Source organism: Kitasatospora mediocidica KCTC 9733 (genome assembly GCF_000744225.1).
GTDB classification, from domain to species: Bacteria; Actinomycetota; Actinomycetes; order Streptomycetales; family Streptomycetaceae; genus Kitasatospora; species Kitasatospora mediocidica.
Window position 1 is genome coordinate 2,541,283 of sequence record NZ_JQLN01000005.1, and the last position, 21,916, is coordinate 2,563,198.

Here is a 21,916-nt window from a genome sequence, read left to right on the forward strand (position 1 = left end):
GGAGCGGGGACCCGGGCGTGCAGACTTGCACCCCCTGCTCGCGACGCGTCGCGTCGCCGCCCCACCGACCCGAAAGGCGCTCATCCGCGTGAGGACCTGGCCCAGTCGCGCCGCCCTGTTCGCCGTGCCCGCCGTCCTGTTGGCCGGGGCCGCGACGGGCTGTGCCGACGCCGGACAGCTGCACGACGCCGGGCTGACTCCCGCGATCGCCGTCCGGCCCTCCCCTTCGCTGCTCTGGCCGGCCGACGCGCCGTCCTCCTCGGCGCCCTCCGCGACGGCGAGCAGCCAGCCGCCGCCCAGCGCGCTGCCCGGGATCACCGCGCCGGGCGACCGGATCGAGGACCTGGCGGTCGCCACCGTCCTGAAGCAGGACCCGCAGCTGCGCCCGGACGAGCGCAAGGCGCTGGCCGACTGCCCGAGTTGTCTGCGCACCCCGCAGTACCGCGACCTGACCGGTGACGGCCGTGACGAGCTGATCACCGCGGTGCTGCCCGGCGACCAGCAGGCCTATCTGCGCGTCTACACGTTGCACGACCGTCAGGTGGTGCCGATCCTGGACCTCGTGGTGCTGCCCGGCTTCACCGCGGACACCGTCGGCGCCGACCTGGTGGTGCACCAGCAGACCACCGAGGCGACCGAGATCATCAGCACCTACGCCTGGAACGCGGTGCGCCTGGCGTTCCAGGGCCAGAACGTGGTGGCGACCGGCCCGGCGGCCGACGCCCCGCTCTGCACACCCAACCGGACGGCACCGTCGGCCGGACCGTCGCAGGCCTACATCCCCCCACGCGGCCCCCGCCCGGGGGCCCCCTCGGTGGCGGCCTCGCCGGTACCCGGCGCGCCGGCACCCGTCGCGTCGGCCGCGCCCGCACAGCCGACCGCGGTGAGGTCCTCGTGAGCGCCCCGCTGCCGGGCACGCCACGGATCCTGCTGGTGGAGGACGACGAGGTGATCCGGGAGGCCACCCGGATGGCGCTGGAGCGCTACGGCTTCCCCGTCGACACCGCCTGCGACGGCCTGGAGGCGCTGGAACGGTTCCGCGAGCTGCCGCCGGACCTGCTGCTGCTCGACGTGATGCTGCCGCTGCTGGACGGGGTCGGACTGTGCCGGCGGATCCGTGAGGAGAGCCAGCTGCCGATCCTGATGATGTCGGCGCGCACCGAGCCGATCGACGTGATCTCCGGCCTGGAGGCCGGGGCGGACGACTACATCGTCAAGCCCTTCGAGATCGCGGTCCTGGTGGCGCGGATCCGGACCGTGCTGCGGCGCACCGGGATCGTCGCGCAGCCGGCGGTGACCGGGCCGGCCCACGCCCCGGCCGCGCCGGTGGCCGAGGCCGCGGCGCCGCGCAGCGTCCGGGAGATCGACGGCCTGGAGGTCGACACCGACGCGATGGAGGTCCGGGTCGCGGGCCGTCAGGTGCCGCTGACGCCGACCGAACTGCGGCTGCTGCTGGAGTTCACGGCCGCCCCCGGCATCCTGCTGGAGCGCCAGACCCTGCTGGAACGGGTCTGGGACTACTCCTGGGGTGCGGACAGCCGGGTGGTCGACGTCCATGTGCAGCGGTTGCGGGCCAAGATCGGCGCGGACCGGATCGAGACCGTGCGCGGTTTCGGCTACAAGCTGCGGCAGCTGCGGTGAACCTGCGGCGGCAGATCGCCACCACCGTCGCCGTGGTCTCCATTCTGCTGGCGCTCGCGGTGGGCGTGCTGGTCCATCAGGCCTCGGTCCGTCAGCACACCGAGCAGGCCCGCAAGTCGGCGCAGACGGCGCTGACCGCCGTGATCTCCGGCTACAACCAGAACAGTGAGCTGTCCGGCTGGAACGCCAAGGTCGACGACGCGCAACTGCCCCCGCAGCTGCGGCGGCTGGCCGAGGAAGGGCACCAGGGCTCGATGCTCGGCCCCGGCCCGCAGGGCACCGCGATGTGGGCGGCGGCCGGGACCGGGAGCCGGCCCGGGGGCCAGGTGTTCTCGGTCCGGGTGGACTTCGCCGACGACGAGCGGGCCATCGCCGACTTCGACCGATCGATCCTGCTCTCGGCCGCGCTGGCGGTCGCCGTCACAGTGCTCGCGGGTGTGCTGGCCGCTGACCGGATCAGCAAGCGGTTGCGCACGGCGGCGCGTACCGCCCGGACCATCGCCCAGGGCGACCTGGACGCCCGGATCGGACCGCTCGGCGGCGCCCGCGACGAGGTGGCGGAGCTGGCGGCCGCCGTCGACTCGATGTCGGCCGTGCTGCGCAGCAAGCTGCGGCACGAGCAGCGCTTCACCGCCGACGTGGCGCACGAGCTGCGCACCCCGCTGACCGGGCTGCTGACCGCCGCCGAGCTGCTCCCGCCCGGCCGGCCCACCGAGCTGGTGCGCAACCGGGTGCGGCTGCTGTGCAGCCTGACCGAGGACCTGTTGGAGGTCTCCCGGCTGGACGCGCGGGCCGAGTCCGCCGAGCTGTCCGTCGTCCCGCTCGGACCGGTGGTCGCCCGGATCGTGTCGGGCGCGGGCGCGGGGGCAGCCGTGGACCTGTCGGTCGAGCGGGACGCGCAGGTCAGCACCGACATCCGGCGGCTCGACCGGATCCTCTCCAACCTGGTCGCCAACGCCCACCGGCACGGCGGCGCCCCGGTGCTGGTCCGGGTGGACGGGACCACCGTGACCATCCGCGACCACGGGCCCGGCTACCCCGAGGACGTCCTGCGGGAGGGCCCGCAGCGCTTCCGCACCGGGGCGCGCGAGCGCGGGCACGGTCACGGGCTCGGCCTGACCATCGCGCAGGGCCACGCCGAGGCGATCGGGATCGCGCTGCTGCTGCGCAACCACCCCGAGGGCGGGGCGGTGGCCGAGCTGGTGCTCCCGAACGCGGACGGGGACGGCCCTGCGCAGCCGGTGGACGGCGCGCAGCGCCCGGTGCGGCGCCGGCTCCCGGGCCGTCGCACCGCTGCCCGGTAGCGGTGCGGGGCAAGGCAAAGGGCCCCGCGGGGGAACGGGGCCCTTTGTCGCTCAGCACACGGCGTCAGGGCTGCGCCGGTGCTGGGGCGACGGCGCCGGGGGAAGAGCGCCGTCTATTCGGTTGGCTCTGAAAAGGGGCGCAGCGGTGCGCGCCGGGTGGGCGCGGCGGCCGGTCCTGCTCACCGGGTGCTCACTGAGCGTGAGGTGACGGTCGTGGCTGCCGTCGGTGGACGACGTCATCGCGATGAACGGCGCGCCGGTCTGTCGAAGCCCCCCGGTGAACCCCCTGGGAGCATCGTCCTCGACAGAGCACGTGCTCTGCAACCGATTCGGCCGAGTTCGGGCCTGTCCATTTTCCGCCGCGCCCACTCCTGACACCTTGTCAGCACTTGGTCACGGCCGCGCCCGGGCGACTCCCCGGGGGCGACACGGGATGTCACGCTGCGTAGCACCCGGGTGGTGCGGTGGTGGTCCCGGGCGTCCCCGGAGCCACCACCGCACCTCCTGGCGCAGTCGTGGGCCGGCCGCTGTCCCCTGCCGCCGGTCCACCGCACCCGCGCACGGTCCCACGGCGCGCCGGGCCCCCGAGCTGAGCGGGGGCGGCGGAGCGCCACGCGCGCGAGTGGACTGGAAACTTCCACGCGTGGTCCTGCCGAGCCGTACGCGTCGAGGGCCCAGGCGCCGGGCCGGTGCGGCGCACCTGGCGGGTGCGGCGCGTTCGTACGGTCGCTGGGTGCAACGAGTGCGCGCCGCCGCCGGACACGGCCGGGCGGCCCGGCAAGCGGGTGAAACGGGGCAGGACGTACCCCCGGTAGACTTCAGGTGACACCCCCACTCGTCACCGCCCTTCCAGGGTCGCGCTGCGCGCGGGCCCCTGGATCCGCCGCCGGAAGGCCGTTCGTGTCCTCTGCTACCCCCGACCAGTCCGTACCGCCGGTCGACACCGTCCTGGTGGTCGACTTCGGCGCCCAGTACGCCCAGCTCATCGCCCGCCGGGTGCGTGAGGCACGGGTCTACAGCGAGGTCGTCCCGCACACCATGCCGGTGGCGGAGATCCTCGCCAAGAACCCGAAGGCGATCATCCTCTCCGGAGGCCCCTCCTCCGTCTACGCCGAGGGCGCGCCCTCGATCGAGCGGGAGATCTTCGAGTCCGGCATCCCGGTCTTCGGCATGTGCTACGGCTTCCAGCTGATGGCGAAGACGCTCGGCGGCACCGTCGACAACAACGGCAGCCGCGAGTACGGCCGCACGCCGATGACCGTGACGCAGCCCGGCTCCTCGCTCTTCGAGGGCACCCCGGTCGAGCAGTCGGTGTGGATGTCGCACGGCGACGCCTGCTCCGCCGCCCCGACGGGCTTCACCGTCACCGCGCGCACCGAGGGCGTGCCGGTCGCCGCCTTCGAGGACGACGAGCGCAAGCTCTACGGCGTCCAGTACCACCCCGAGGTGATGCACAGCACGCACGGCCAGCAGGTGCTGGAGCACTTCCTGTACCGCGGTGCGGGCCTGGCCCCGTCCTGGACCGCCGCCAACGTCGCCGAGGAGTCGATCGAGGCCGTCCGCGCCCAGATCGGCAGCAAGCGCGTGATCTGCGGGCTGTCCGGCGGCGTGGACTCCGCGGTTGCCGCGGCGCTCGTCCAGAAGGCCGTCGGCGACCAGCTGACCTGTGTCTTCGTCGACCACGGGCTGCTGCGCAAGGGCGAGGCCGAGCAGGTCGAGAAGGACTTCGTGGCCGCCACCGGCGTCAAGCTCAAGGTGGTCGACGCCCAGCAGCGCTTCCTGGACGCGCTGGCCGGGGTCAGCGACCCCGAGGAGAAGCGCAAGATCATCGGCCGGGAGTTCATCCGGGTCTTCGAGCAGGCCGCCCGCGAGGTGGTCGAGGAGGCCGGCGCGACCGGCGAGCCGGTGGAGTTCCTGGTCCAGGGCACCCTGTACCCGGACGTGGTGGAGTCCGGCGGCGGCGCCGGCACCGCCAACATCAAGTCGCACCACAACGTCGGCGGGCTTCCCGACGACATGCAGTTCAAGCTCGTCGAGCCGCTGCGCCGGCTCTTCAAGGACGAGGTCCGGATGGTCGGCCTGGAGCTCGGCCTCCCCGGCGAGATCGTCTGGCGCCAGCCGTTCCCCGGTCCCGGCCTCGGCATCCGGATCGTCGGCGACGTGACCAGGGAGCGCCTGGACCTGCTCCGCGAGGCCGACGCGATCGCCCGCGCCGAGCTCTCGGCGGCGGGCCTGGACCGCGACATCTGGCAGTGCCCGGTGGTGCTCCTCGCCGACGTCCGCTCGGTGGGCGTGCAGGGCGACGGCCGCACCTACGGCCACCCGATCGTGCTGCGCCCGGTCTCCTCCGAGGACGCCATGACCGCCGACTGGTCGCGGGTCCCCTACGAGGTGCTCGCGAAGATCTCGACCCGGATCACCAACGAGGTCCCGGACGTCAACCGCGTGGTGCTGGACGTCACCAGCAAGCCGCCGGGCACCATCGAGTGGGAGTAACTCCTCTCCCCGCCGATTGAACGACCGCACCGCCATCCGCGTATCCGTGGGTGGCGGTGCGGCCGTTCGCGGTGGATCCGGGTGAGGATCTGCCGTGCGGTGATCAGGATGCCGCCGAAAGCACCATGGAACGGGCAGAATGCGGACCAGTCCCGTCGGAAGCTGACGGGCCGTACGGGAAGGTGGCGACATGATGGAGGGGACCAAGGACCCGGTCGAGGCCGGAGGCTCCGCCTCGGCGTCACCCCCGGTGGATCCGGGGCCGACCGGGCGCGCCGAGCGCGCGGCCCGGCGCAAGGCCTTCGCCGGGCGCTACGCCCTGCTGCCGCTGCGTCTCTTCCTGGGCGTCACCTTCGTCTACGCGGGCCTCGACAAGCTCGCGGACAGCCACTACCTGGCCGGGCGCAACGACCCGCTCTCCTTCTACGCGCAGACCGTGGCCGCCAAGGCGGGCAGCCCGATCGGCTGGGCGCTGGAACCGGCCCTGCACGCGCCGACGTTCTTCGGCCTGCTGATCGCCTTCGGCGAGCTCGCGGTCGGACTCGGCACCCTCTTCGGCCTGCTGGGACGGGTGGCCGCGCTCGGTGGGACGCTGCTCAGCCTGACGCTCTTCCTGACCATCAGCTGGAACGTCTCGCCGTACTACCTCGGCAACGACCTGCCGTACCTGATGGCCTGGACGGCGCTGCTGCTGGCCGGCACGCCCTATCTGTCGGTGGACGGCTATCTGGCCCGGCGGGCCGAGCGCGACCGGCAGCGCGGGCTGACCGAGAGCGCGGTGCTCCGGCGGACCGTGCTGGACGGCGGGATCGCCGCGGTCGCGCTCGGCGGCGGCGGGTTGCTGGCCGGGTCGCTGACCGCCACCTTCGTGCGCCGCAAGCCGAAGCCGGCCGCCGCGGCCGGGAGCACCGCTCCCGCCCAGGGCGCCGCCAAGGTCTCGGTGGCCGTCGCGGACGTCCCGGTGGGCGGCTCGGCCACGGTCAAGGACCCGTCCAGCGGGGACGCCGTCTACGTCGTCCAGCCGACCGCCGGGCAGTACTGCGGCCTCTCCTCGGTCTGCACCCACGCCGGCTGCACCGTGGACCCGCCGAAGAACGGGCAGCTCTCCTGCCCCTGCCACGGCTCGCGCTTCGACGCGAGCACCGGCGCGGTGCTGAACGGACCGGCGGTCAAGCCGCTGCCGAAGTACACGGTCACCAAGGACGGCGACCGCCTCGACCTCGGCGCTGTCCAGAGCTAACGGTCTTCCGGCGGTTCGGGGCTGCGGCCGCGGCGGGACATCGCGGCCACCGCGCTCGCCAGCCCCGCGCCGCCGAGCACGATGAAGGTGACCGGCAGCACGATCCGCCCGCTGACCGTGAAGCCGTTCAGCGAGGCGGCCAGGTAGAGCGCACCGAGCGTCGTGAAGAGCCCGCCCGCGACGAGCGAGAAGAGGTCGATCCGGTGCCGCTTCATCCCTGTTCCACCTGTACGTCGCCGAGGCCGACCTCGATGTCGAGGACGATGGTTCCCTTGGAGTGCTCTCCCTGAAGGGGGCTCAGCGCGAAGGTCCGGTTGGTGCCGAAGCCTCCGTTGAGCGTGCCGTCCGGCACCGTGACGTCGCCGACGCCGCTGCGGACGGTGAGTACGACGTCCACGTCGGGCGGCAGCGTCACGTGCACGTCACCGGCGCCGAGTTTGGCCGTCGTTTTGACCGAGCCGCCGGCCGGGTCCACGGCTCGCAGGTCGAGCGCCATGTCGCCGGCCCCCAGGGCGTACTCGTGCTGGAGGTCGGCCGCGCCGGCCGGCGTCCAACTGTGGTCTCCGAAGGCTGAGTTGGCCGAGGTCGTGGAGTGGCCGAGGGCGGCCAGCAGCATGGTGAGCAGCAGTGCCGGGATCGCCAGCTTCCGGGCCCGGCCGAACTTCGCGCCCAGCAGGATGGTCAGCCCCAGGCCGAGGAGCGCGACGGCCAGCACGGTGGAGAGCAGCACCGTGGTGCTGTGGTGGCCGAAGCCGCCTCGCCAGACCAGGGCCGCCGCACCCACCGAGAGCAGCAGGCCGAGCGGGGCGAGGAAGGACCGCGGCCGGCGGCGGACCGGTGCCGGTGCGGGCGGCGCCGGCCGGACGCCTTCGGACTTGCGCAGCGGGTCGCCGCTCGGCAGGTCGGAGCGCTGCCACCAGGGCTGCGCGGGCGCGCCGGGCGGCGGGGTGGCGTAGCCGCCGGGCGGCGGGTACGGGCCCTGGTACGGGTTGCGCTCGGGGTGCCGGGGGTCCCACAGGTAGCCGCTCGGCCCGGCCGGCGGGGTGTCCTGCGGGGTGCCGTCGTCGGCGGGTCGCGCGTCGGTGCCCCAGGCGCTCTGCCGGGTGGCCTGCGAGAGGTCCTCCTTGGCCAGGTTGACCCGGTCGTGGAACTCGGCCTTGCGGGCCGTCCACTCGGTGTGGAAGTCCTGCCGCCAGGTCTTCCAGTCGGCCAGCGCGGACGGCGGTCCGGCGGCCCCCGAGGGCCCCGGGGCCGGCCGGTCGTACGGTCCGCCCGGGCGCTCCGGCCGGCCGTGCCCGTCGGCCCGGCGCCGGCGCTCGGGGTCGTAGCGCACCGCCAGGAAGATCATCGCGCCGAGCAGCAGCAGCGGGAAGGCGGAGTCGCCACTGCCCATCCAGGAGAAGAAGACCCCGGTGCCGATCACGGTGAGCAGCACCGCGCCGATCGACTGCCCGTCCACCCGTCCGGTCAGCACCCGCTGGAGCTCGGTCCGGCCGTGCTTGTCCTCGGCCGCCCCGGGGACGCTCTCGGTCGGGACGATCAACCAGGCCAGGCCGTACAGGAAGAGCCCGAGCCCGCCGGTGAGGCAGAGCACGGCGACCACCACCCGGAAGATCACCGGGTCGATGTCCAGGTGCCGGCCGAGCCCGCCGCAGACACCGGCCAGCACGCGGTGCTGCTCGCTGCGGGTCAGCGGGGGGCGGCCGTCGGGTCCGTCCTGGGCGGCCTGCTGGTCCTCCGCCGCGGTCTGCTCGTCCGTCATGCCTCCATCCTGCTGGCTGCGGTCGCCGGGCGGGACCCGCGGGGGCCCTGTCGTGACCCTGATCTGTCCCTGAGACCGATCAGGGCCCAACCCTGATGCGCCGACGGGCGCGCACGTGTGACCATCGGTGGCGTGGCAGCCCCCGGTACCGATTCCAACGCAGTGCCCCCGGCCTCCGACGGCGTGTCGGCGCAGGGCGGCGAGCCGACCCCGCAGGCCGGTCGGCCGCCCTACCGCAAGCTCTACCGCACTCCGCACGGGCGGATGCTCGGCGGTGTGGCGCACGGCCTCGCGGTCCATCTGGGGCTGCCGCTGGCCTGGGTGCGGCTGGCTTTCGTGCTGCTCTTCTTCGCCAACGGGATAGGCGGGCTGCTCTACGCGGCGTTCTGGTTCGTGGTGCCGATCGGCATCGGCGAGCCGGCCCGCGGCAACGGACTGGGTGTCACCTATGTCTGGGCGAATGGCGCGTTCGTCCCGGCGGGCGCCTCCGGCGTGAGCCCCGAGCCGCTGCTCAAGGGCCGCCGGGGCCGGCTCGGCCGGTTGCGCGATCTGCTGCAGCGCACCTTCCAGGGCGAGCCCGCGCCGGTCTCCGCCACCGACGGCACGGCACCCTCGGGCGGCGCGGCCAGCCGGCAGAACCTCGGCCAGCTGGCCGCCCTGCTGATGCTGGTGATCGGCGTCATGGCGCTGCTGAACGCGCTGCACATCCAGTCCTCGCAGCCGTACGCCTGGCCGCTGCTGGCGATCGGCGTCGGCGTGGCGCTGGTCTGGCGGCAGGCGGACGACTCCCGCTGGCAGCGCTGGTTCGGCCTGGACAACGGCAGCAAGCGCAGCAGCGCCTTCGTCCGGGTCGGTGCCGGCGTGCTGCTGGTGACGGTCGGCATCATCGGCTTCCTGGTGCTCCAGGGCGCCGGCTCCACGCTGGCCTCGGTGGTGGAGGCCTCGCTCGCGGTGCTGGCCGGGGTGCTGGTGCTGACCGGGCCGTACGCGCTGCGGATGTGGCAGGACCTGGGCGCCGAGCGGACCGCCCGGATCCGCGCCCAGGAGCGGGCCGAGATCGCCGCGCACGTGCACGACTCGGTACTGCACACGCTGACCCTGATCCAGCGCAACGCCGAGGACTCCAAGGAGGTGCTGCGCCTGGCCCGGGCTCAGGAGCGCGAGCTGCGGCTCTGGCTCTACCGTCCGGAGGCCGCCGCCGAGGCGGCGCCCGACACCCTGGCCGAGCGGATCCGTGAGGTGGTCGCCGAGGTCGAGGACCGGCACGGGGTCCCGGTCGAGCTGGTCTGCGTCGGCGACTGCCCGATGGACGAGCGGATCTCGGCGCAGATCCAGGCCGCGAGGGAGGCCATGGTCAACGCGGCCAAGTACGGTGGCGGAGGACCGGTGCAGGTCTACGCCGAGGTGGAGGGGAGGACGGTGTCGGTGTTCGTACGCGACCACGGGCCCGGCTTCGACCCGGACACCGTGCCGGAGGACCGGATGGGCGTACGGGAGTCGATCATCGGCCGGATGAAGCGCAACGGGGGCACCGCACGCGTGCGCCCGGCGCCCGACGGCGGCACCGAGGTCGAGCTGGAGATGGAGAGAGCTGCTGATGACTGAGGCTGTGGCGACGGGAGCCGGGTCGGACGGGCCCGCGAGGGTGGCCCGGGTGGTCCTGGTGGACGACCACCGGATGTTCCGTACCGGGGTCCGGGCCGAGATCGGCCGGACCGAGGTCACCGGCATCGACGTGGTGGGGGAGGCCGACGACGTCGAGTCGGCGGTCCGGGTGGTCGCCGAGACCCGCCCGGACGTCGTGCTGCTCGACGTCCACCTGCCCGGCGGCGGCGGGGTGGAGGTGCTGCGCCGCTCGACCGCCGTGATGGGCGAGCCCGGGGGCGTGAAGTTCCTCGCGCTCTCGGTCTCCGACGCGGCCGAGGACGTGATCGGCGTGATCCGCGGGGGTGCGCGCGGCTACGTCACCAAGACCATCACGGGCGGTGACCTGGTCAACGCGATCTTCCGGATCGGCGACGGCGACGCGGTCTTCTCCCCGCGGCTGGCCGGTTTCGTGCTGGACGCGTTCGCCGCCACCGACACCCCGCCGGTCGACGAGGACCTCGACCGGCTCACCCAGCGCGAGCGTGAGGTGCTGCGCCTGATCGCCCGGGGCTACGCCTACAAGGAGATCGCCAAGCAGCTCTTCATCTCGGTGAAGACGGTCGAGAGTCACGTCTCGGCCGTGCTGCGCAAGCTCCAGCTGAGCAACCGGCACGAGCTGACCCGCTGGGCGACGGCCCGCCGCCTGGTCTGAGCACCCCGCAACGCGTGAGGCCGGCCCGGTGTCCACCGGGCCGGCCTCACGCGTCGGTTCCGCGGGCGGTTACGAGACGCCGGACGACACCGGGGCCTGCTCCGCGGCGGCGTGCTTGGGCGCGGTCTGCGGCAGCCGGCGGTCCAGCATCTTGGCGACCTTCTTGCCGAGGTTCTGCCCGGGCATCTCGACCAGCGAGTAGGTGAGCTGGCTGAAGACCATGACGGCTGCCAGGAAGATCAGGGTCGGGACGAACTTCCCCGCACCGTGCTGGGCGAAGTGCACGTTCTTCTCGAGCCAGTAGATGCCCCACAGCACCGGGATGTGCACCACGTAGACCGAGTAGCTGACCTTCCCGAGCCAGGTCAGCGGGCGCGGCCAGCGGCGGTTGCGCAGCAGCATGCCGAAGCCGAAGCTCAGCCAGGCACCCAGGTAGGAGGCGGAGAAGGCGATCCAACCGGCCGTCCAGGTCCGGTTGAGGGCGTCCCCGTGGTTGTAGAGGAAGCCGACCAGGAAACCCGAGGTCAGCACGAAGCCGCAGGTGATCACGGCGAGCAGCGGGTCGATCTGCTTCTTCTCGGCACGGAAGATCGCGGTGCCCGCGAACATCGTGGCCAGGATCATCATGCTCTCGAAGAACGTGGACCGGGCGTTGAAGAAGAGCAGCACCGCGCCGAGGCCGCCGAGCACCATGGCACCGGTCCGGACCAGCTCCGGGCGGCCGCTGAGCACGCAGACCAGGCCGGTGATCATCACGACGATGGTCGCGGTGATCAGGTGCTGGGTGCTGGCGGTGTTGGTGGTGATCATCGCCGGGGTGACGAAGGCGCCGAGCAGCAGCGCCGCGCCCGCGAAGAAGACCGAGATGCCGGCGCTCTGCCGGTGCCAGCCCTTCACGAAGAGCGCGCTGACGAAGAAGTAGAAGACCATCTCGTAGCAGAGCGTCCACATCGCACCCAGCGCGCTGGGGATGTTCAGCATCTCGTGCAGGAGGGTCAGGTTGGCGAGGTAGGACCGCACCGGGTGGTCGGTGACCACGCCGGGTACCGCGGAGAAGTCCTTGGGGAGGATCACCAGCGACAGCGTGATGACGATCAGCAGCAGCGGGTAGATCCGGAAGATCCGGCCGACCCAGAAGCCCCGGACGTCGCCCCTGCGCTCCAGCGAGGCGGGCACGATGTAGCCGCTCACCAGGAAGAAGAGCATTACGGCGTAGATGCCGAGGTCGAAGTGGTCCTCGATCCACGGGCCGGCCGGCGGGAGCAGCTTCAGGACGCCGAAGTGGTGGATCGCGACCAGCAGGGCCGCGATGCCGCGCAGGGCGTCCAACCAGCCGAGCCGCACTGCGGGTCGACCGGCGCGTGCTGTCTGTGGGGTGCCGACGGACTGGCCGGCCGGCTGCTGTTCAATCACGGTCACACGCTGGAGGCTAGCCTATGCACGGCCGGTTTTGAGTACCTACTCGGTATGCATGCCCTTTCGGGCAATCGAGTGAACCCGGGGAGCCGGCGCAGGCGTCCTGGTCAGGGGGACCGGCTGCTCCCGTTCGTTAGCATGTGGCGTTGGCGTTGCCCGGGCGCCGAGCGTTCCCGGACCAGTCCGACCCCGAATCTGGAAGGCCGACGGTAGTGGCATCCCTTCTGAAGAACAGAGAGCCCGCCGGAGCATCGACGGCGGGCTCTTATCGCGTGCAGGCCGGTCGGCGCGGCCGACGCCCGCTCGCCAGGCTCGTCTCCTCGGCCCGCTACGCCGCGCCGGCCCTGTTCGGCTACGTCCTGGTCCGCGCGATCGGCATCGCGGTCCTGATGCTCTGGGAGGGCCAGCACGGCACGACCAGCCTGCACCGGCTGAGCACGCTCTGGGACGCCTCCTGGTATCAGGACATCGCCCGGCACGGCTATGCGGGCACCGTGCCGCGCCCCGGGCCGTACGGCCCGTACCAGCCCTACGCCTTCTTCCCGGTCTACCCGATGCTGATCCGGGTGGTCTGGTGGCTCGGCCCGCTGTCGGTGAACTACGCCGCGCTGGTGGTCGCCTGGATAGCCGCACTGGTGGCGGCCTGGGGGATCTTCGCGGTGGGGGAGCGGCTCTACAACCGCCGGACGGGTGTGATCGCCGCGGCGCTCTGGGGTGTCACGCCGTACGCGGTGGTCGAGAGCATGGCCTACTCCGAGCTGGTCTTCAGCGCGCTGGCGGTCTGGGCGATGTACGCCGCCGTGACCCGGCGCTGGGTCTGGGCCGGGGTGCTGGCCTCGCTCGCCGGGCTGACCCGCCCGACCGGCGTCGCGGTCGCCGCGGCGATCGGGATCGGCGGGGTGGCGGCGCTGCTCGTCCAGTGGCGCCAGGACCGGCGCGGGGTGCTCCCGGAGGAGGACCGGCTGCCCTGGTGGCGTCCGCTGCTGGGGGCCGCGCTCGCGCCGCTCGGCTTCGTCGGCTTCATCCTCTGGGTGGGGTGGCAGAAGGGCAGCCTTGACGCGTATTTCCGGATCCAGGACGCCTGGCAGTCGCATTTCGACTTCGGCCGCTCCACGGCGCACTCCTTTCGGGTGATGCTGATGGTGCCCGGACCGGTCTGGATGACCGACGTGGTGGTGGCCGCGACGATCACCGTTTCCGTGCTGTTGCTGGTCGTCTCGGTCCTCCAACGCCAGCCTCTGACACTGATCGTGTACAGCGGCATGATCCTGCTGCTCGCACTCGGTGATGCGGCATACTTCAACTCTCGTGCGCGATTCCTGATCCCGGCGTTCGCTCTGCTCTTTCCGCTGGCGGGAAACCTGGCACGGGTGCGTACCCGGGGGTTGGTGCCAGCGGTCCTGGCGACCGCCGCTCTGTGTTCCGCCGCCTACGGCGGGTACGTGGTCTTCGTCTACACCAACTCGCCGTGACCGTGACCATCTGACCGAAAGCCGAGAGGGCCCGCAGCAATGAGCGTCAGTGCCAGAAGCAGCGTTGCCCCGACCACCGAGGGCCCTGGCGAGGACGGCAGCAGAGCGCCCGGGCGGCGTGCGGCTGCGCTGCGCGTGGCCACCCGGCTGCTCTGGCTCTGGCCCGCGCTGCTGACCCTCGGGCTCTGTGTCTACGGCAGCGGCCGCGCGCTGCTCTGGCCGGACGAGCTGGCCACCTGGGACGCCATAGACCGCAGCCCGGCGCAGCTCTGGGGGATGTTGCAGCACGTCGACGCGGTCGTCGGGGTGTACTACCTCCTGCTGCACTTCTGGACCGAGGCCTTCGGCCACAGCCTGGCGATGCTCCGGCTGCCGTCGGCGCTGGCCATGACGGGTGCCGCGGTCTTCGTCGTGCTGATCGCCCGCAAGCTCTTCGGCGACCGTGCCGCGTTGACCGCCGGGGTGATCTTCGCGGTGACGCCGTCCGTGTCGCGCTACGGGCAGGAGGCCCGCAGCTACGCGTTCGTGGTGCTGGCCGTCGCCGCCGCGACCTTCCTGCTGCTGCGGGCCCTGGAGCGGCCGACGCTCCCGCGCTGGGCGCTCTACGCCGTCGCGGTGGTCTGCGCCGGGCTGTTCCACATGATCTCGCTGGTGGTCCTGGGCGGCCACGCGCTGGTCGTCCTCTGGCGCTGGTGGAACGGGCGCGAGCGGCGGCTGCTGATCGGGTTCTCGGCGGCCGTGGTGGCGGCGCTGGTGCCGCTGGTGCCGCTGGTGCTCACCGGCCAGAAGCAGGTGGGCCGGCAGCTCTCATGGGTGCCGAAGCCCACCCTGCCCGACCTCGGGGGCATCCTCTGGCCCGGCATGTTCGGCGCCAGCGGGGTCGCGCTGTGCGTCCTCGCGATGGCGGTGCTCCCGATGGCCTGGATCGGCGGGCGGCGCTCGGCGGTCGAGATGGGCCTGATCGCGGTGCTGCCGATCCCGGCGGTCGGGATCATCTCGATGGGCTCGACCTCGTACTTCCTGGACCGCTACCTGCTCTTCACGGTGCCGATCTGGGCGATCCTGGCCGGCGCCGGGCTGGCCGCGCTGCGGCCGAAGATGCTGCTGCCGCTCGGGCTGGTCGCGGTGATCGTGCTGGGCACCCACGAGCAGCACATCAACCGCGAGCGGTACGCCTTCGTGGACTGGGACGCCAAGGCCGCGGCCGCGGTGATCGCCGAGAACTACCAGCCCGGGGACGGCATCGCGCCGGCCCGTGGCAAGGACCTCCTGATGGAGGTGCCCACCGCGCTCGACTACTACCTGCCGAAGCAGGACGCCATAAAGGACGTCTTCGTCGCGCGCAGCGCGGTCGCCGTCGACGACCTCTATCCGCAGCTGTGCAGCGACCCGGCCGCCTGCCTGGGGAACACGCCCCGGGTGTGGGTGGTGGCCATAGGGAAGGCCAAGGACCAGTTCCGCGGCTTCTCGCCGGACGAGGTGACGGCGCTCAACGCGGCGTACCCGAAGAAGACGGTGACGCAGGTGCACGGACTGGTCGTCACGCTGATGGAGCGTTAGGCGCGGGTTGCGCCGGGAGGCCGAAGCGCGCCTGGAGGCCCTGGGTGAGGGAGGCGGCCCGGTCGAGCCGCCAACTCCCCTCCAGGACGGCCTGCGGGTCGTCGGCCGGGTCGAACAGCAGGGGTGCGGCGAGGACTTCGCCGTGCCCCTGCTGCCGTCCGCCGGACAGGGCGCCGCGCCGGGGCGCCGGCGCGGGGGTGGACACGGGGGCCGGCGGCGGGCTCAGTGGGGGGCCGGTGCGGTCCGCCTCCTGGTCGAGCAGGTCGGCGCGGGTGGGGGCGGACGGCAGGGCGGCGCTGCTGACGGCCGGGCCCGGTTCGGGGGCCTGGTCGGCGGGGCCGACCGCCGCGAGGTGGGTGAGCGAGACCGCGCCGGCCATCGTGACGCCGGCGACGCCGGCCGCGGTGCGGGCGGTGCGTGCGGCCCGGGCGATCCGCGGTGAGAACAGCGCAGGCCGGGAGCGGGGTTTGCGGTGCGAGGCCATGACGGGGACGCTAGCCGGGCGCGGGGCCGGAGGGGCGGGAGTTACGGCTCTGGTCGGAAGAATTCGGAAGCGACCGTTCCGGATATCCCGATGTCCGTTTCGGTACGAACCGATGGCGTGCTGTGACCGTTCCGCCGGGACCTCCGATCCGGCCTGTCCTGTCAGTGCCGGGTCATACACTCGGAGGGCCATGAGTAGCCTCTTTGACGACCTCCCGCTCCCCGGCTTCGAGCTGAAGCCTTCCTTCGCGACGCCCGCGGACCACGCCGAGGAGCCTCCACCGGAGGACCACTACGGCCACGAGGGCGGCTACGAGGAAGAGATCCCGCACGATCTCTTCCAGACCGATTACGCCGCGGCCTCCGCCCGCGACGCCTACCACCGCAACGGCGCCCACCGCACGGTCGTCGACCCGGCCCAGCTGCTGGAGGGGATGAACGACCCGCAGCGCGAGGCGGTGCTGCACGCGGGCTCGCCGCTGCTCATCGTGGCCGGCGCGGGGTCGGGCAAGACCCGGGTGCTGACGCACCGGATCGCCTATCTGCTGGGCGCGCGCGGGGTGCAGCCGGGCGAGATCCTGGCGATCACCTTCACCAACAAGGCGGCCGGCGAGATGCGCGAGCGCGTCGAGCAGCTGGTCGGGCCGCGCGCCCGGGCGATGTGGGTGTCGACCTTCCACAGCGCCTGCGTGCGGATCCTGCGCCGGGAGAGCAAGCGGCTCGGGTTCACCTCCAGCTTCTCGATCTACGACTCGGCGGACTCGCAGCGGCTGATGTCGCTGGTCTGCCGGGACCTGGACCTGGACCCCAAGCAGTTCCCGCCGAAGTCGTTCACGGCCAAGGTCTCCAACCTCAAGAACGAGCTGATCGACGAGGAGACCTACGCGGCCCAGGCCGCGAACCCGATGGAGCGCAAGCTCGCCGAGGCGTACGCGCTCTACCAGCGCCGCCTGCGCGAGGCCAACGCGCTCGACTTCGACGACATCATCATGACCACCGTCAACCTGCTGCAGGCCTTCCCCGACGCGGCCGAGCACTACCGGCGCCGGTTCCGGCACATCCTGGTCGACGAGTACCAGGACACCAACCACGCCCAGTACACGCTGGTGCGCGAGCTCAGCGGCGGCGCGGCGGGGTCCGCGCCCAGGCGCACGGTGGACGGCGACTTCGTCAACCCGGCCGCGGCCGGCCTGGCGTCGGTGCCGCCCGCCGAGCTGTGCGTGGTGGGTGACGCGGACCAGTCGATCTACGCGTTCCGCGGCGCGACGATCCGCAACATCCTCCAGTTCGAGGAGGACTACCCCGAGGCCGTGACGATCCTGCTGGAGCAGAACTACCGCTCCACCCAGACCATCCTGAGCGCCGCCAACGCCGTCATCGAGCGCAACACCAGCCGCCGCGAGAAGAAGCTCTGGACGGCCGGCGAGCACGGCGAGAAGGTCGTCGGCTACGTCGCGGACGACGAGCACGGCGAGGCGCAGTTCATCGCCGAGGAGATCGACCGGCTCACCGACGCGGGCGACGCCCGGCCCGGCGACGTGGCGATCTTCTACCGGACGAACGCCCAGTCCCGGGTGTTCGAGGAGGTGTTCATCCGGGTCGGCCTGCCGTACAAGGTGGTCGGCGGGGTGCGCTTCTACGAGCGCAAGGAGGTCCGGGACGTCCTGGCCTACCTGCGGGTGCTCTCCAACCCCGAGGACACCGTGCCGCTGCGCCGGATCCTCAACGTGCCCAAGCGCGGGATCGGCGACCGCGCCGAGGCGATGATCGACGCGCTGTCGGCCCGGGAGCGGATCAGCTTCGCCCAGGCGTTGCTGCGCGTCGACGAGGCGTACGGGATGGCCGCGCGCTCGGCCAACGCGGTGCGCAAGTTCAACGAGCTGCTGGCCGGACTGCGCCAGATCGTCGAGTCCGGTGCCGGGCCGGCCGCCGTCCTGGAGGCCGTCCTGGAGCAGACCGGCTACCTGGCCGAGCTGCAGTCCTCCACCGACCCGCAGGACGAGACCCGGGTGGAGAACCTCCAGGAGCTGGCCGCGGTGGCCCTGGAGTACGAGCAGGACCCGGGCGAGCGACCGGACGGCGAGGGTGAGGGCACGCCGCCGATCGGCTCGCTGGCCGACTTCCTGGAGCGGGTCGCCCTGGTCGCCGACTCGGATCAGATCCCGGATGACGAGGACGGCAGCGGCGTCATCACCATGATGACCCTGCACACCGCCAAGGGCCTGGAGTTCCCGGTGGTCTTCCTGACCGGCATGGAGGACGGGATCTTCCCGCACATGCGGGCACTCAGCCAGGTCAAGGAGCTGGAGGAGGAGCGCCGGCTCGCGTACGTCGGGCTGACCCGGGCCCGGGAGCGGCTCTACCTGACCCGCTCGGTGCTGCGCAGCGCCTGGGGCCAGCCCTCCTACAACCCGGCCTCGCGCTTCCTGGACGAGATCCCGGGCGAGCTGGTGCAGTGGAAGCGCACCGGCGCGGCCGCGATGCCGGCCTCGCGCGGACTGTCGTCCGGCTCCTCGCGCGGCTCGGGCGGCGGGCTGAGCTCGTCCTCGCCGAAGGCGGGCTGGGGCACGTCGGCGCGCAAGGTCACCGAGCGCGAGGTGGTGGCGCTCGCGGTCGGCGACCGGGTCAGCCACGACACCTTCGGCCTGGGCACGGTGGCCGGCACCGAGGGCGTCGGCGACAAGGCCAAGGCGACGATCGACTTCGGCAGCTCGGGCCGCAAGGTCCTGCTGCTGCGGTACGCGCCGGTCGAGAAGCTGTAGCACTGGTCCCCGGGGCTGTGATTTTCCCCTCCTCTTGAGGGGTGGCACCGTCCCGGGGCTCCAGTGACGCTAACCTCCCCTCAGGCTTGTTATCGGTGGTTAACGTGGAGGCAGTGATGGGTGTGTCAGGCCCGATCCGGGTCGTGGTCGCCAAGCCGGGGCTCGACGGTCACGACCGGGGCGCCAAGGTGATCGCGCGCGCCCTGCGGGACGCCGGCATGGAGGTGATCTACACCGGGCTGCACCAGACGCCCGAGCAGATCGTCGACACCGCCATCCAGGAGGACGCCGACGGCATCGGCCTGTCGATCCTCTCCGGCGCGCATATGACGCTCTGCGCCCGGGTGATCGCGCTGCTCAAGGAGCGCGACGCGGCGGACATCAAGGTGTTCTGTGGCGGCATCGTGCCGGACGAGGACATCATCGAGCTGAAGGCGATGGGGGTCGCGGACATCTTCACCCCCGGCACCCCGACCCGTGACGTGGTGGCCTGGGTCGAGGCCAACCTGCGCGCGGCGGGCTGAGCCCCTCTCAGACCGTCCGCCCTTCGGCCAGCTCGGCGAGCATCGCGGCGCGGAAACGCAGCGTGCCCGCGAGCCGGCCGAAGGTCTCGGCCCACGCGCTGTCCGGCGTCGCGTCGGCGGCCAGCGCCTCGACGGCCGGTGCCGTCGCGGGCGAGAGCGAACGCTCCGTCATGCCCAGCACCCCGCTGTGGCTCCACGGGTACGCCCCGGAGCCGGCCGCCCGCTCCAGGGCGGCGACCACCGCGGTGCTCAGCGGCGGTGTCCACGGCGTGGCGCAGGAGCCGAGCAGCTGGAAGGCGTCGCCCAGGCCGTGCGTCTGCAGGAACGCGGCCGTCCAGGCGGACCGCTCGGCCGGCGGCAGGACGGCGAGCAGCTTCGCGGGCGCGCCCGCCGGCTGCGCCGACTCCGTCCGGGCCGCGCCCGTGCGGCGCGGGGCCGGGCCGAGCAGCGCGCGCGCCCAGGCGGCGTCGTGCTGTCGGACGGCGGCCCTGGCCCAGGCCTCCCGCAGGTCGTCGCGCCAGCTGTCGTCGACCTCGTCGCCGTCCTCGCCGGTGACCGGCAGATCGAGCAACTGGGCGTGCGTCAGACCGAAGCCCGCCGTCCAGTGGCCCAGCGGGGTGGCGGCCACCAACTCGCCGAACCACCAGGCACGTTCACCACGGCCGGTGGGCGACTTGGGGGCGATGCCGTCGCGCTGCATCGCGGCGTCGCAGGCGGTCGGCGGGGTGACCAGCAGCCGTCCGTCCACCAGCCGTACGGCCGTCCCGGCCCGCTCGGCCATCCGCGCGCCCAGCGCCGAGCCGGGCAGGGTGGAGAGCAGCTCGGCGGCGGTGGCCCGGACGTTCTTGCTGCGGTCACCGAGAGCGGCCTCCAGGAACGGCTCGTCGGCCTCGGAGAGCCCCTCCTGGAGGGCGTCCAGGAAGAGCAGCCGGTCTTCGGCGCGCTCGGTGGACCAGGTGCCGCGCAGCAGCTCCAGGCCGGCGGCCGGGTCGCTGCGGCGCAGCCGGGTGAGGTGCGTGACGCGCTCGGCGAACAGGCCCTCGTGCCAGGTGCGCTCCTCGGCGGCGGCCTGGTTGTCGGTCACCGTCCGGCGCACGTAGGCCCAGTCCGGGTTCTGCTCGGCCAGCCAGCGGCCGAGCGGGCCGGCCAGGGCCACGGCGTCGCCGCGCAGCTCGCTGCGCGCCCGGGCGGCGTCCAGCAGCGCGGGGACCAGCGCGGGTGGCGGGCGGTAGCCCGACTCGCGGGCGCCGGCCAGCCACTGCGGCAGCAGCTCGGCCAGGTTGGCGAGGGTGCCGGTGGTGTTCGCGCCGGTCGTCCGCCCGGACAGCAGGACCGCCAGGCGGCGGGCCGCCGCCTCGGGCAGCGCCGGGCGCTCGTCCGGCGCTGCGGGCGCCGTGGGCTGTGGGCCCGGGCCGGGCAGCAGCCCAGCGCGGCGGTGCACGGTGACCAGGGCGGCCAGCTCCAGCAGCGCCGCCGCCGGATCGGTGCGGTCCACCGCGCCGGCCGCCGCCGCCAGGGCGGGCGTTGTGGTGGCGGACGGCAGCGGGCGCCGGTCGGTGCCGAGCAGCGCCGTGGTCCGCAGGTCCTCCCAGAGATCTTCCTGGTGCATGGTGCTCACTCAACTCACTCCTGTCGCGCGGCCGTTCTCGTCCCACACCGTGACCGGGGTGAACCCCCGGTGCCCGCACTCGCCGAAGACCGTCACCGGTCGGCCCGCCGACACCGCCGCGAGCTTCCAGAGCCCGGGGCCCGTCGCCGTATCGATGCTCAACGCCTCTTTTCCGTCGGTCAGTTGCCAGCGACCGTGGCCCGGCACGGGGAGTACGCCGGTCAGCACGGTCGGCCAGGACTCCAGCCAGGGATCGTCCGCGACCGCCTCGCCGTACCCGGCCAGGGCCCGGGCGGGGGACACCCCGGGCGGCACGGCCTCGGCGGCGGGCACCGGCGCGGGCATCCCGTGCCGGGTGCCGAGTACGGCGCGCAGTGGCCGGGTGCCCGGGTGGAAGGCCAGCTCGGCCTCCAGCAACTGCCCGGTGGGGATGGCAAGGTCGGGCGACTGGCCGGGGCGGCCGAAGGCCAGCAGCAGCGCCGGGCGGCCGGTCTTGGCGCCGCGCAGCCAGAGCCGCCGGGTGGTCAGCCGTTCGTCGGCGCTGTCGCGGACCCCGAGCACCAGCCAGCGGTCCCGTACGGTCGGGCCGGCCAGCAACTCGGCGCTCTCGGTGCTGAATCCGACCCGGGAGCGGACGGTGGCGGCCAGCTCGGCGGGCAGCGTGTCGACCCGCTCGTAGGCGGCGGCCAGCAGGTGCAGCAGGGCGTACTCGGCGAGCAGGTCCTCGTCCGTGTGTGATTCCAACTCCCTTACCTTGCTGGCGAGTCCGGGGGCCTGAGCGTCCACCATGCGGGCCGCCACCTCCTCCCACGGGCTGGGCGCGGTGCTCAGGTCGGCCAGCCCGTGCCGCACCCGGTCCGCCAGTCGCAGACGCAACTCCTGCGCCCCGGCGCCGACTCGGGCGGCCCGTCGATCGGCCCGCCGCCGCGCCGCCACCGGATCCGCCTCGGCCCTGGGCGTCCGCTGCTGCTCGGCCCGCTGTTGGCGCCCGGCCAGCCACGACCCCGCCCACTCGGGCGGCTCACCCCCGGCCGGCACCGCCTCGCCCCCGCTGCTCCACAGCAGGAGCAGCCCCAGCGCGTGCTTGCAGGGGAACTTCCGGCTCGGGCAACTGCACTGGTACGCAGGGCCGGCAAGCTCGATCACCGTCCGGTACGGCGTACTCCCGCTCCCCTTGCACGCCCCCCACAGCGCCGTTCCGTTGCACCCCACCCCCGACCACGGCCCCGGCCCGGACAACTTCCCGGCAGCCTTCGCCGACGCGGCGTCGGGCGAGAGGGACAGGACATGCTCAGTGCTCCAGCGTTCCTCCATGCCCCGAACGCTAGGCCGGGCCACTGACAGGCGT

General features: G+C 73.0%; 17 protein-coding genes and 1 pseudogene. 12 read left to right on the forward strand and 6 right to left on the reverse strand.

Annotated features, from left to right (window positions below; all coding sequences use genetic code 11):
• Positions 1-88 precede the first annotated feature (88 nt).
• The 6 genes and pseudogenes from BS80_RS25475 to BS80_RS44150 all read left to right on the forward strand — a co-directional run bounded on the left by BS80_RS25475 (position 89) and on the right by BS80_RS44150 (position 6,681).
• Positions 89-898 carry a hypothetical protein gene (locus tag BS80_RS25475; protein ID WP_157536564.1) on the forward strand — a complete coding sequence of 270 codons (810 nt, stop codon included), beginning with the start codon at positions 89-91 and terminating at the stop codon, positions 896-898.
• Between the two features lie 71 nt (positions 899-969).
• A complete protein-coding gene (locus BS80_RS25480) occupies positions 970-1,641 on the forward strand; it encodes a response regulator (RefSeq protein WP_051967207.1) in 672 nt (223 codons plus the stop codon).
• Positions 1,638-2,945 (forward strand): sensor histidine kinase, encoded by a 1,308-nt coding sequence (locus BS80_RS25485; RefSeq protein WP_063772047.1) that lies wholly within the window; start codon positions 1,638-1,640, stop codon positions 2,943-2,945. Before BS80_RS25480 ends, BS80_RS25485 begins: the two co-directional genes overlap by 4 nt.
• Positions 2,946-3,845: 900 nt before the next feature.
• Positions 3,846-5,441: a glutamine-hydrolyzing GMP synthase gene (gene guaA, locus BS80_RS25490; protein ID WP_035800919.1), complete on the forward strand. Its 1,596-nt coding sequence runs from the start codon at positions 3,846-3,848 to the stop codon at positions 5,439-5,441.
• Positions 5,442-5,634: 193 nt separating this feature from the next.
• Positions 5,635-6,189, forward strand: a pseudogene (locus BS80_RS44145) (DoxX family membrane protein); the annotation flags it as partial.
• A gap of 213 nt (positions 6,190-6,402) precedes the next feature.
• Positions 6,403-6,681: a Rieske (2Fe-2S) protein gene (locus BS80_RS44150; RefSeq protein ID WP_232246654.1), complete on the forward strand. Its 279-nt coding sequence runs from the start codon at positions 6,403-6,405 to the stop codon at positions 6,679-6,681.
• Here BS80_RS44150 and BS80_RS25500 read toward each other — a convergent pair.
• Positions 6,678-6,896 (reverse strand): hypothetical protein, encoded by a 219-nt coding sequence (locus BS80_RS25500; protein ID WP_035800924.1) that lies wholly within the window; start codon positions 6,894-6,896, stop codon positions 6,678-6,680. The genes BS80_RS44150 and BS80_RS25500 overlap by 4 nt on opposite strands.
• Positions 6,893-8,443 carry a PspC domain-containing protein gene (locus BS80_RS25505; protein WP_035800925.1) on the reverse strand — a complete coding sequence of 517 codons (1,551 nt, stop codon included), beginning with the start codon at positions 8,441-8,443 and terminating at the stop codon, positions 6,893-6,895. The genes BS80_RS25500 and BS80_RS25505 overlap by 4 nt, the downstream gene beginning before the upstream one ends.
• 132 nt (positions 8,444-8,575) lie before the next feature.
• On the opposite strand from BS80_RS25505, the gene BS80_RS25510 reads away from it, so the two are divergent.
• Together BS80_RS25510 and BS80_RS25515 are read left to right on the forward strand one after the other, a co-directional pair.
• Positions 8,576-10,048, forward strand: a complete 1,473-nt coding sequence (locus BS80_RS25510; RefSeq protein WP_157536565.1) for a PspC domain-containing protein — start codon at positions 8,576-8,578, stop codon at positions 10,046-10,048.
• Positions 10,041-10,742, forward strand: a complete 702-nt coding sequence (locus BS80_RS25515) for a LuxR C-terminal-related transcriptional regulator (protein WP_035800927.1) — start codon at positions 10,041-10,043, stop codon at positions 10,740-10,742. The genes BS80_RS25510 and BS80_RS25515 overlap by 8 nt, the downstream gene beginning before the upstream one ends.
• Positions 10,743-10,811: 69 nt before the next feature.
• Here the strand turns inward: BS80_RS25515 and BS80_RS25520 are convergent, their stop codons facing one another.
• Positions 10,812-12,161 (reverse strand): acyltransferase family protein, encoded by a 1,350-nt coding sequence (locus BS80_RS25520; RefSeq protein WP_083975196.1) that lies wholly within the window; start codon positions 12,159-12,161, stop codon positions 10,812-10,814.
• A gap of 269 nt (positions 12,162-12,430) precedes the next feature.
• Here BS80_RS25520 and BS80_RS25525 point away from each other — a divergent pair, with 269 nt between their 5' ends.
• A complete protein-coding gene (locus tag BS80_RS25525) occupies positions 12,431-13,630 on the forward strand; it encodes a glycosyltransferase family 39 protein (protein WP_035800932.1) in 1,200 nt (399 codons plus the stop codon).
• 39 nt (positions 13,631-13,669) lie between these two features.
• On the forward strand, positions 13,670-15,190 hold the full coding sequence (locus tag BS80_RS25530; RefSeq protein WP_083975198.1) for a glycosyltransferase family 39 protein: 1,521 nt from the start codon (positions 13,670-13,672) through the stop codon (positions 15,188-15,190).
• On the opposite strand, the gene BS80_RS38045 is transcribed toward BS80_RS25530, so the two are convergent.
• The gene (locus BS80_RS38045; RefSeq protein WP_051967028.1) at positions 15,171-15,674 is read right to left on the reverse strand and encodes a hypothetical protein; all 504 of its coding nucleotides are present in this window, start codon (positions 15,672-15,674) and stop codon (positions 15,171-15,173) included. The two genes, BS80_RS25530 and BS80_RS38045, sit on opposite strands and share 20 nt — an antisense overlap.
• Before the next feature lie 190 nt (positions 15,675-15,864).
• On the opposite strand from BS80_RS38045, the gene pcrA reads away from it, so the two are divergent.
• Complete coding sequence (gene pcrA, locus BS80_RS25545) at positions 15,865-18,435, forward strand: DNA helicase PcrA (RefSeq protein ID WP_035800936.1); 2,571 nt, start codon at positions 15,865-15,867, stop codon at positions 18,433-18,435.
• 116 nt (positions 18,436-18,551) lie between these two features.
• On the forward strand, positions 18,552-18,959 hold the full coding sequence (locus BS80_RS25550) for a cobalamin B12-binding domain-containing protein (RefSeq protein ID WP_035800938.1): 408 nt from the start codon (positions 18,552-18,554) through the stop codon (positions 18,957-18,959).
• Positions 18,960-18,966: 7 nt separating this feature from the next.
• Here the strand turns inward: BS80_RS25550 and BS80_RS25555 are convergent, their stop codons facing one another.
• Together BS80_RS25555 and BS80_RS25560 are read right to left on the reverse strand one after the other, a co-directional pair.
• On the reverse strand, positions 18,967-20,568 hold the full coding sequence (locus BS80_RS25555; protein ID WP_035802819.1) for a DUF5691 domain-containing protein: 1,602 nt from the start codon (positions 20,566-20,568) through the stop codon (positions 18,967-18,969).
• A 9-nt stretch (positions 20,569-20,577) separates the two neighbouring features.
• Positions 20,578-21,882: an SWIM zinc finger family protein gene (locus tag BS80_RS25560; protein ID WP_035800940.1), complete on the reverse strand. Its 1,305-nt coding sequence runs from the start codon at positions 21,880-21,882 to the stop codon at positions 20,578-20,580.
• Positions 21,883-21,916: the final 34 nt, after the last annotated feature.

Excerpts from the sequence above, each read along its gene's own strand:
- BS80_RS25480 (WP_051967207.1), top strand. The coding sequence starts at position 970 with ATGGCGCTGGAGCGCTACGGCTTCCCCGTCGACACCGCCTGCGACGGC.
- BS80_RS25500 (WP_035800924.1), bottom strand. The coding sequence starts at position 6,896 with ATGAAGCGGCACCGGATCGACCTCTTCTCGCTCGTCGCGGGCGGGCTC.
- BS80_RS25505 (WP_035800925.1), bottom strand. The coding sequence starts at position 8,443 with ATGACGGACGAGCAGACCGCGGCGGAGGACCAGCAGGCCGCCCAGGAC.
- BS80_RS25515 (WP_035800927.1), top strand. The coding sequence starts at position 10,041 with ATGACTGAGGCTGTGGCGACGGGAGCCGGGTCGGACGGGCCCGCGAGG.
- BS80_RS25530 (WP_083975198.1), top strand. The coding sequence starts at position 13,670 with ATGAGCGTCAGTGCCAGAAGCAGCGTTGCCCCGACCACCGAGGGCCCT.
- BS80_RS38045 (WP_051967028.1), bottom strand. The coding sequence starts at position 15,674 with ATGGCCTCGCACCGCAAACCCCGCTCCCGGCCTGCGCTGTTCTCACCG.
- pcrA (WP_035800936.1), top strand. The coding sequence starts at position 15,865 with ATGAGTAGCCTCTTTGACGACCTCCCGCTCCCCGGCTTCGAGCTGAAG.
- BS80_RS25550 (WP_035800938.1), top strand. The coding sequence starts at position 18,552 with ATGGGTGTGTCAGGCCCGATCCGGGTCGTGGTCGCCAAGCCGGGGCTC.
- BS80_RS25555 (WP_035802819.1), bottom strand. The coding sequence starts at position 20,568 with ATGCACCAGGAAGATCTCTGGGAGGACCTGCGGACCACGGCGCTGCTC.
- BS80_RS25560 (WP_035800940.1), bottom strand. The coding sequence starts at position 21,882 with ATGGAGGAACGCTGGAGCACTGAGCATGTCCTGTCCCTCTCGCCCGAC.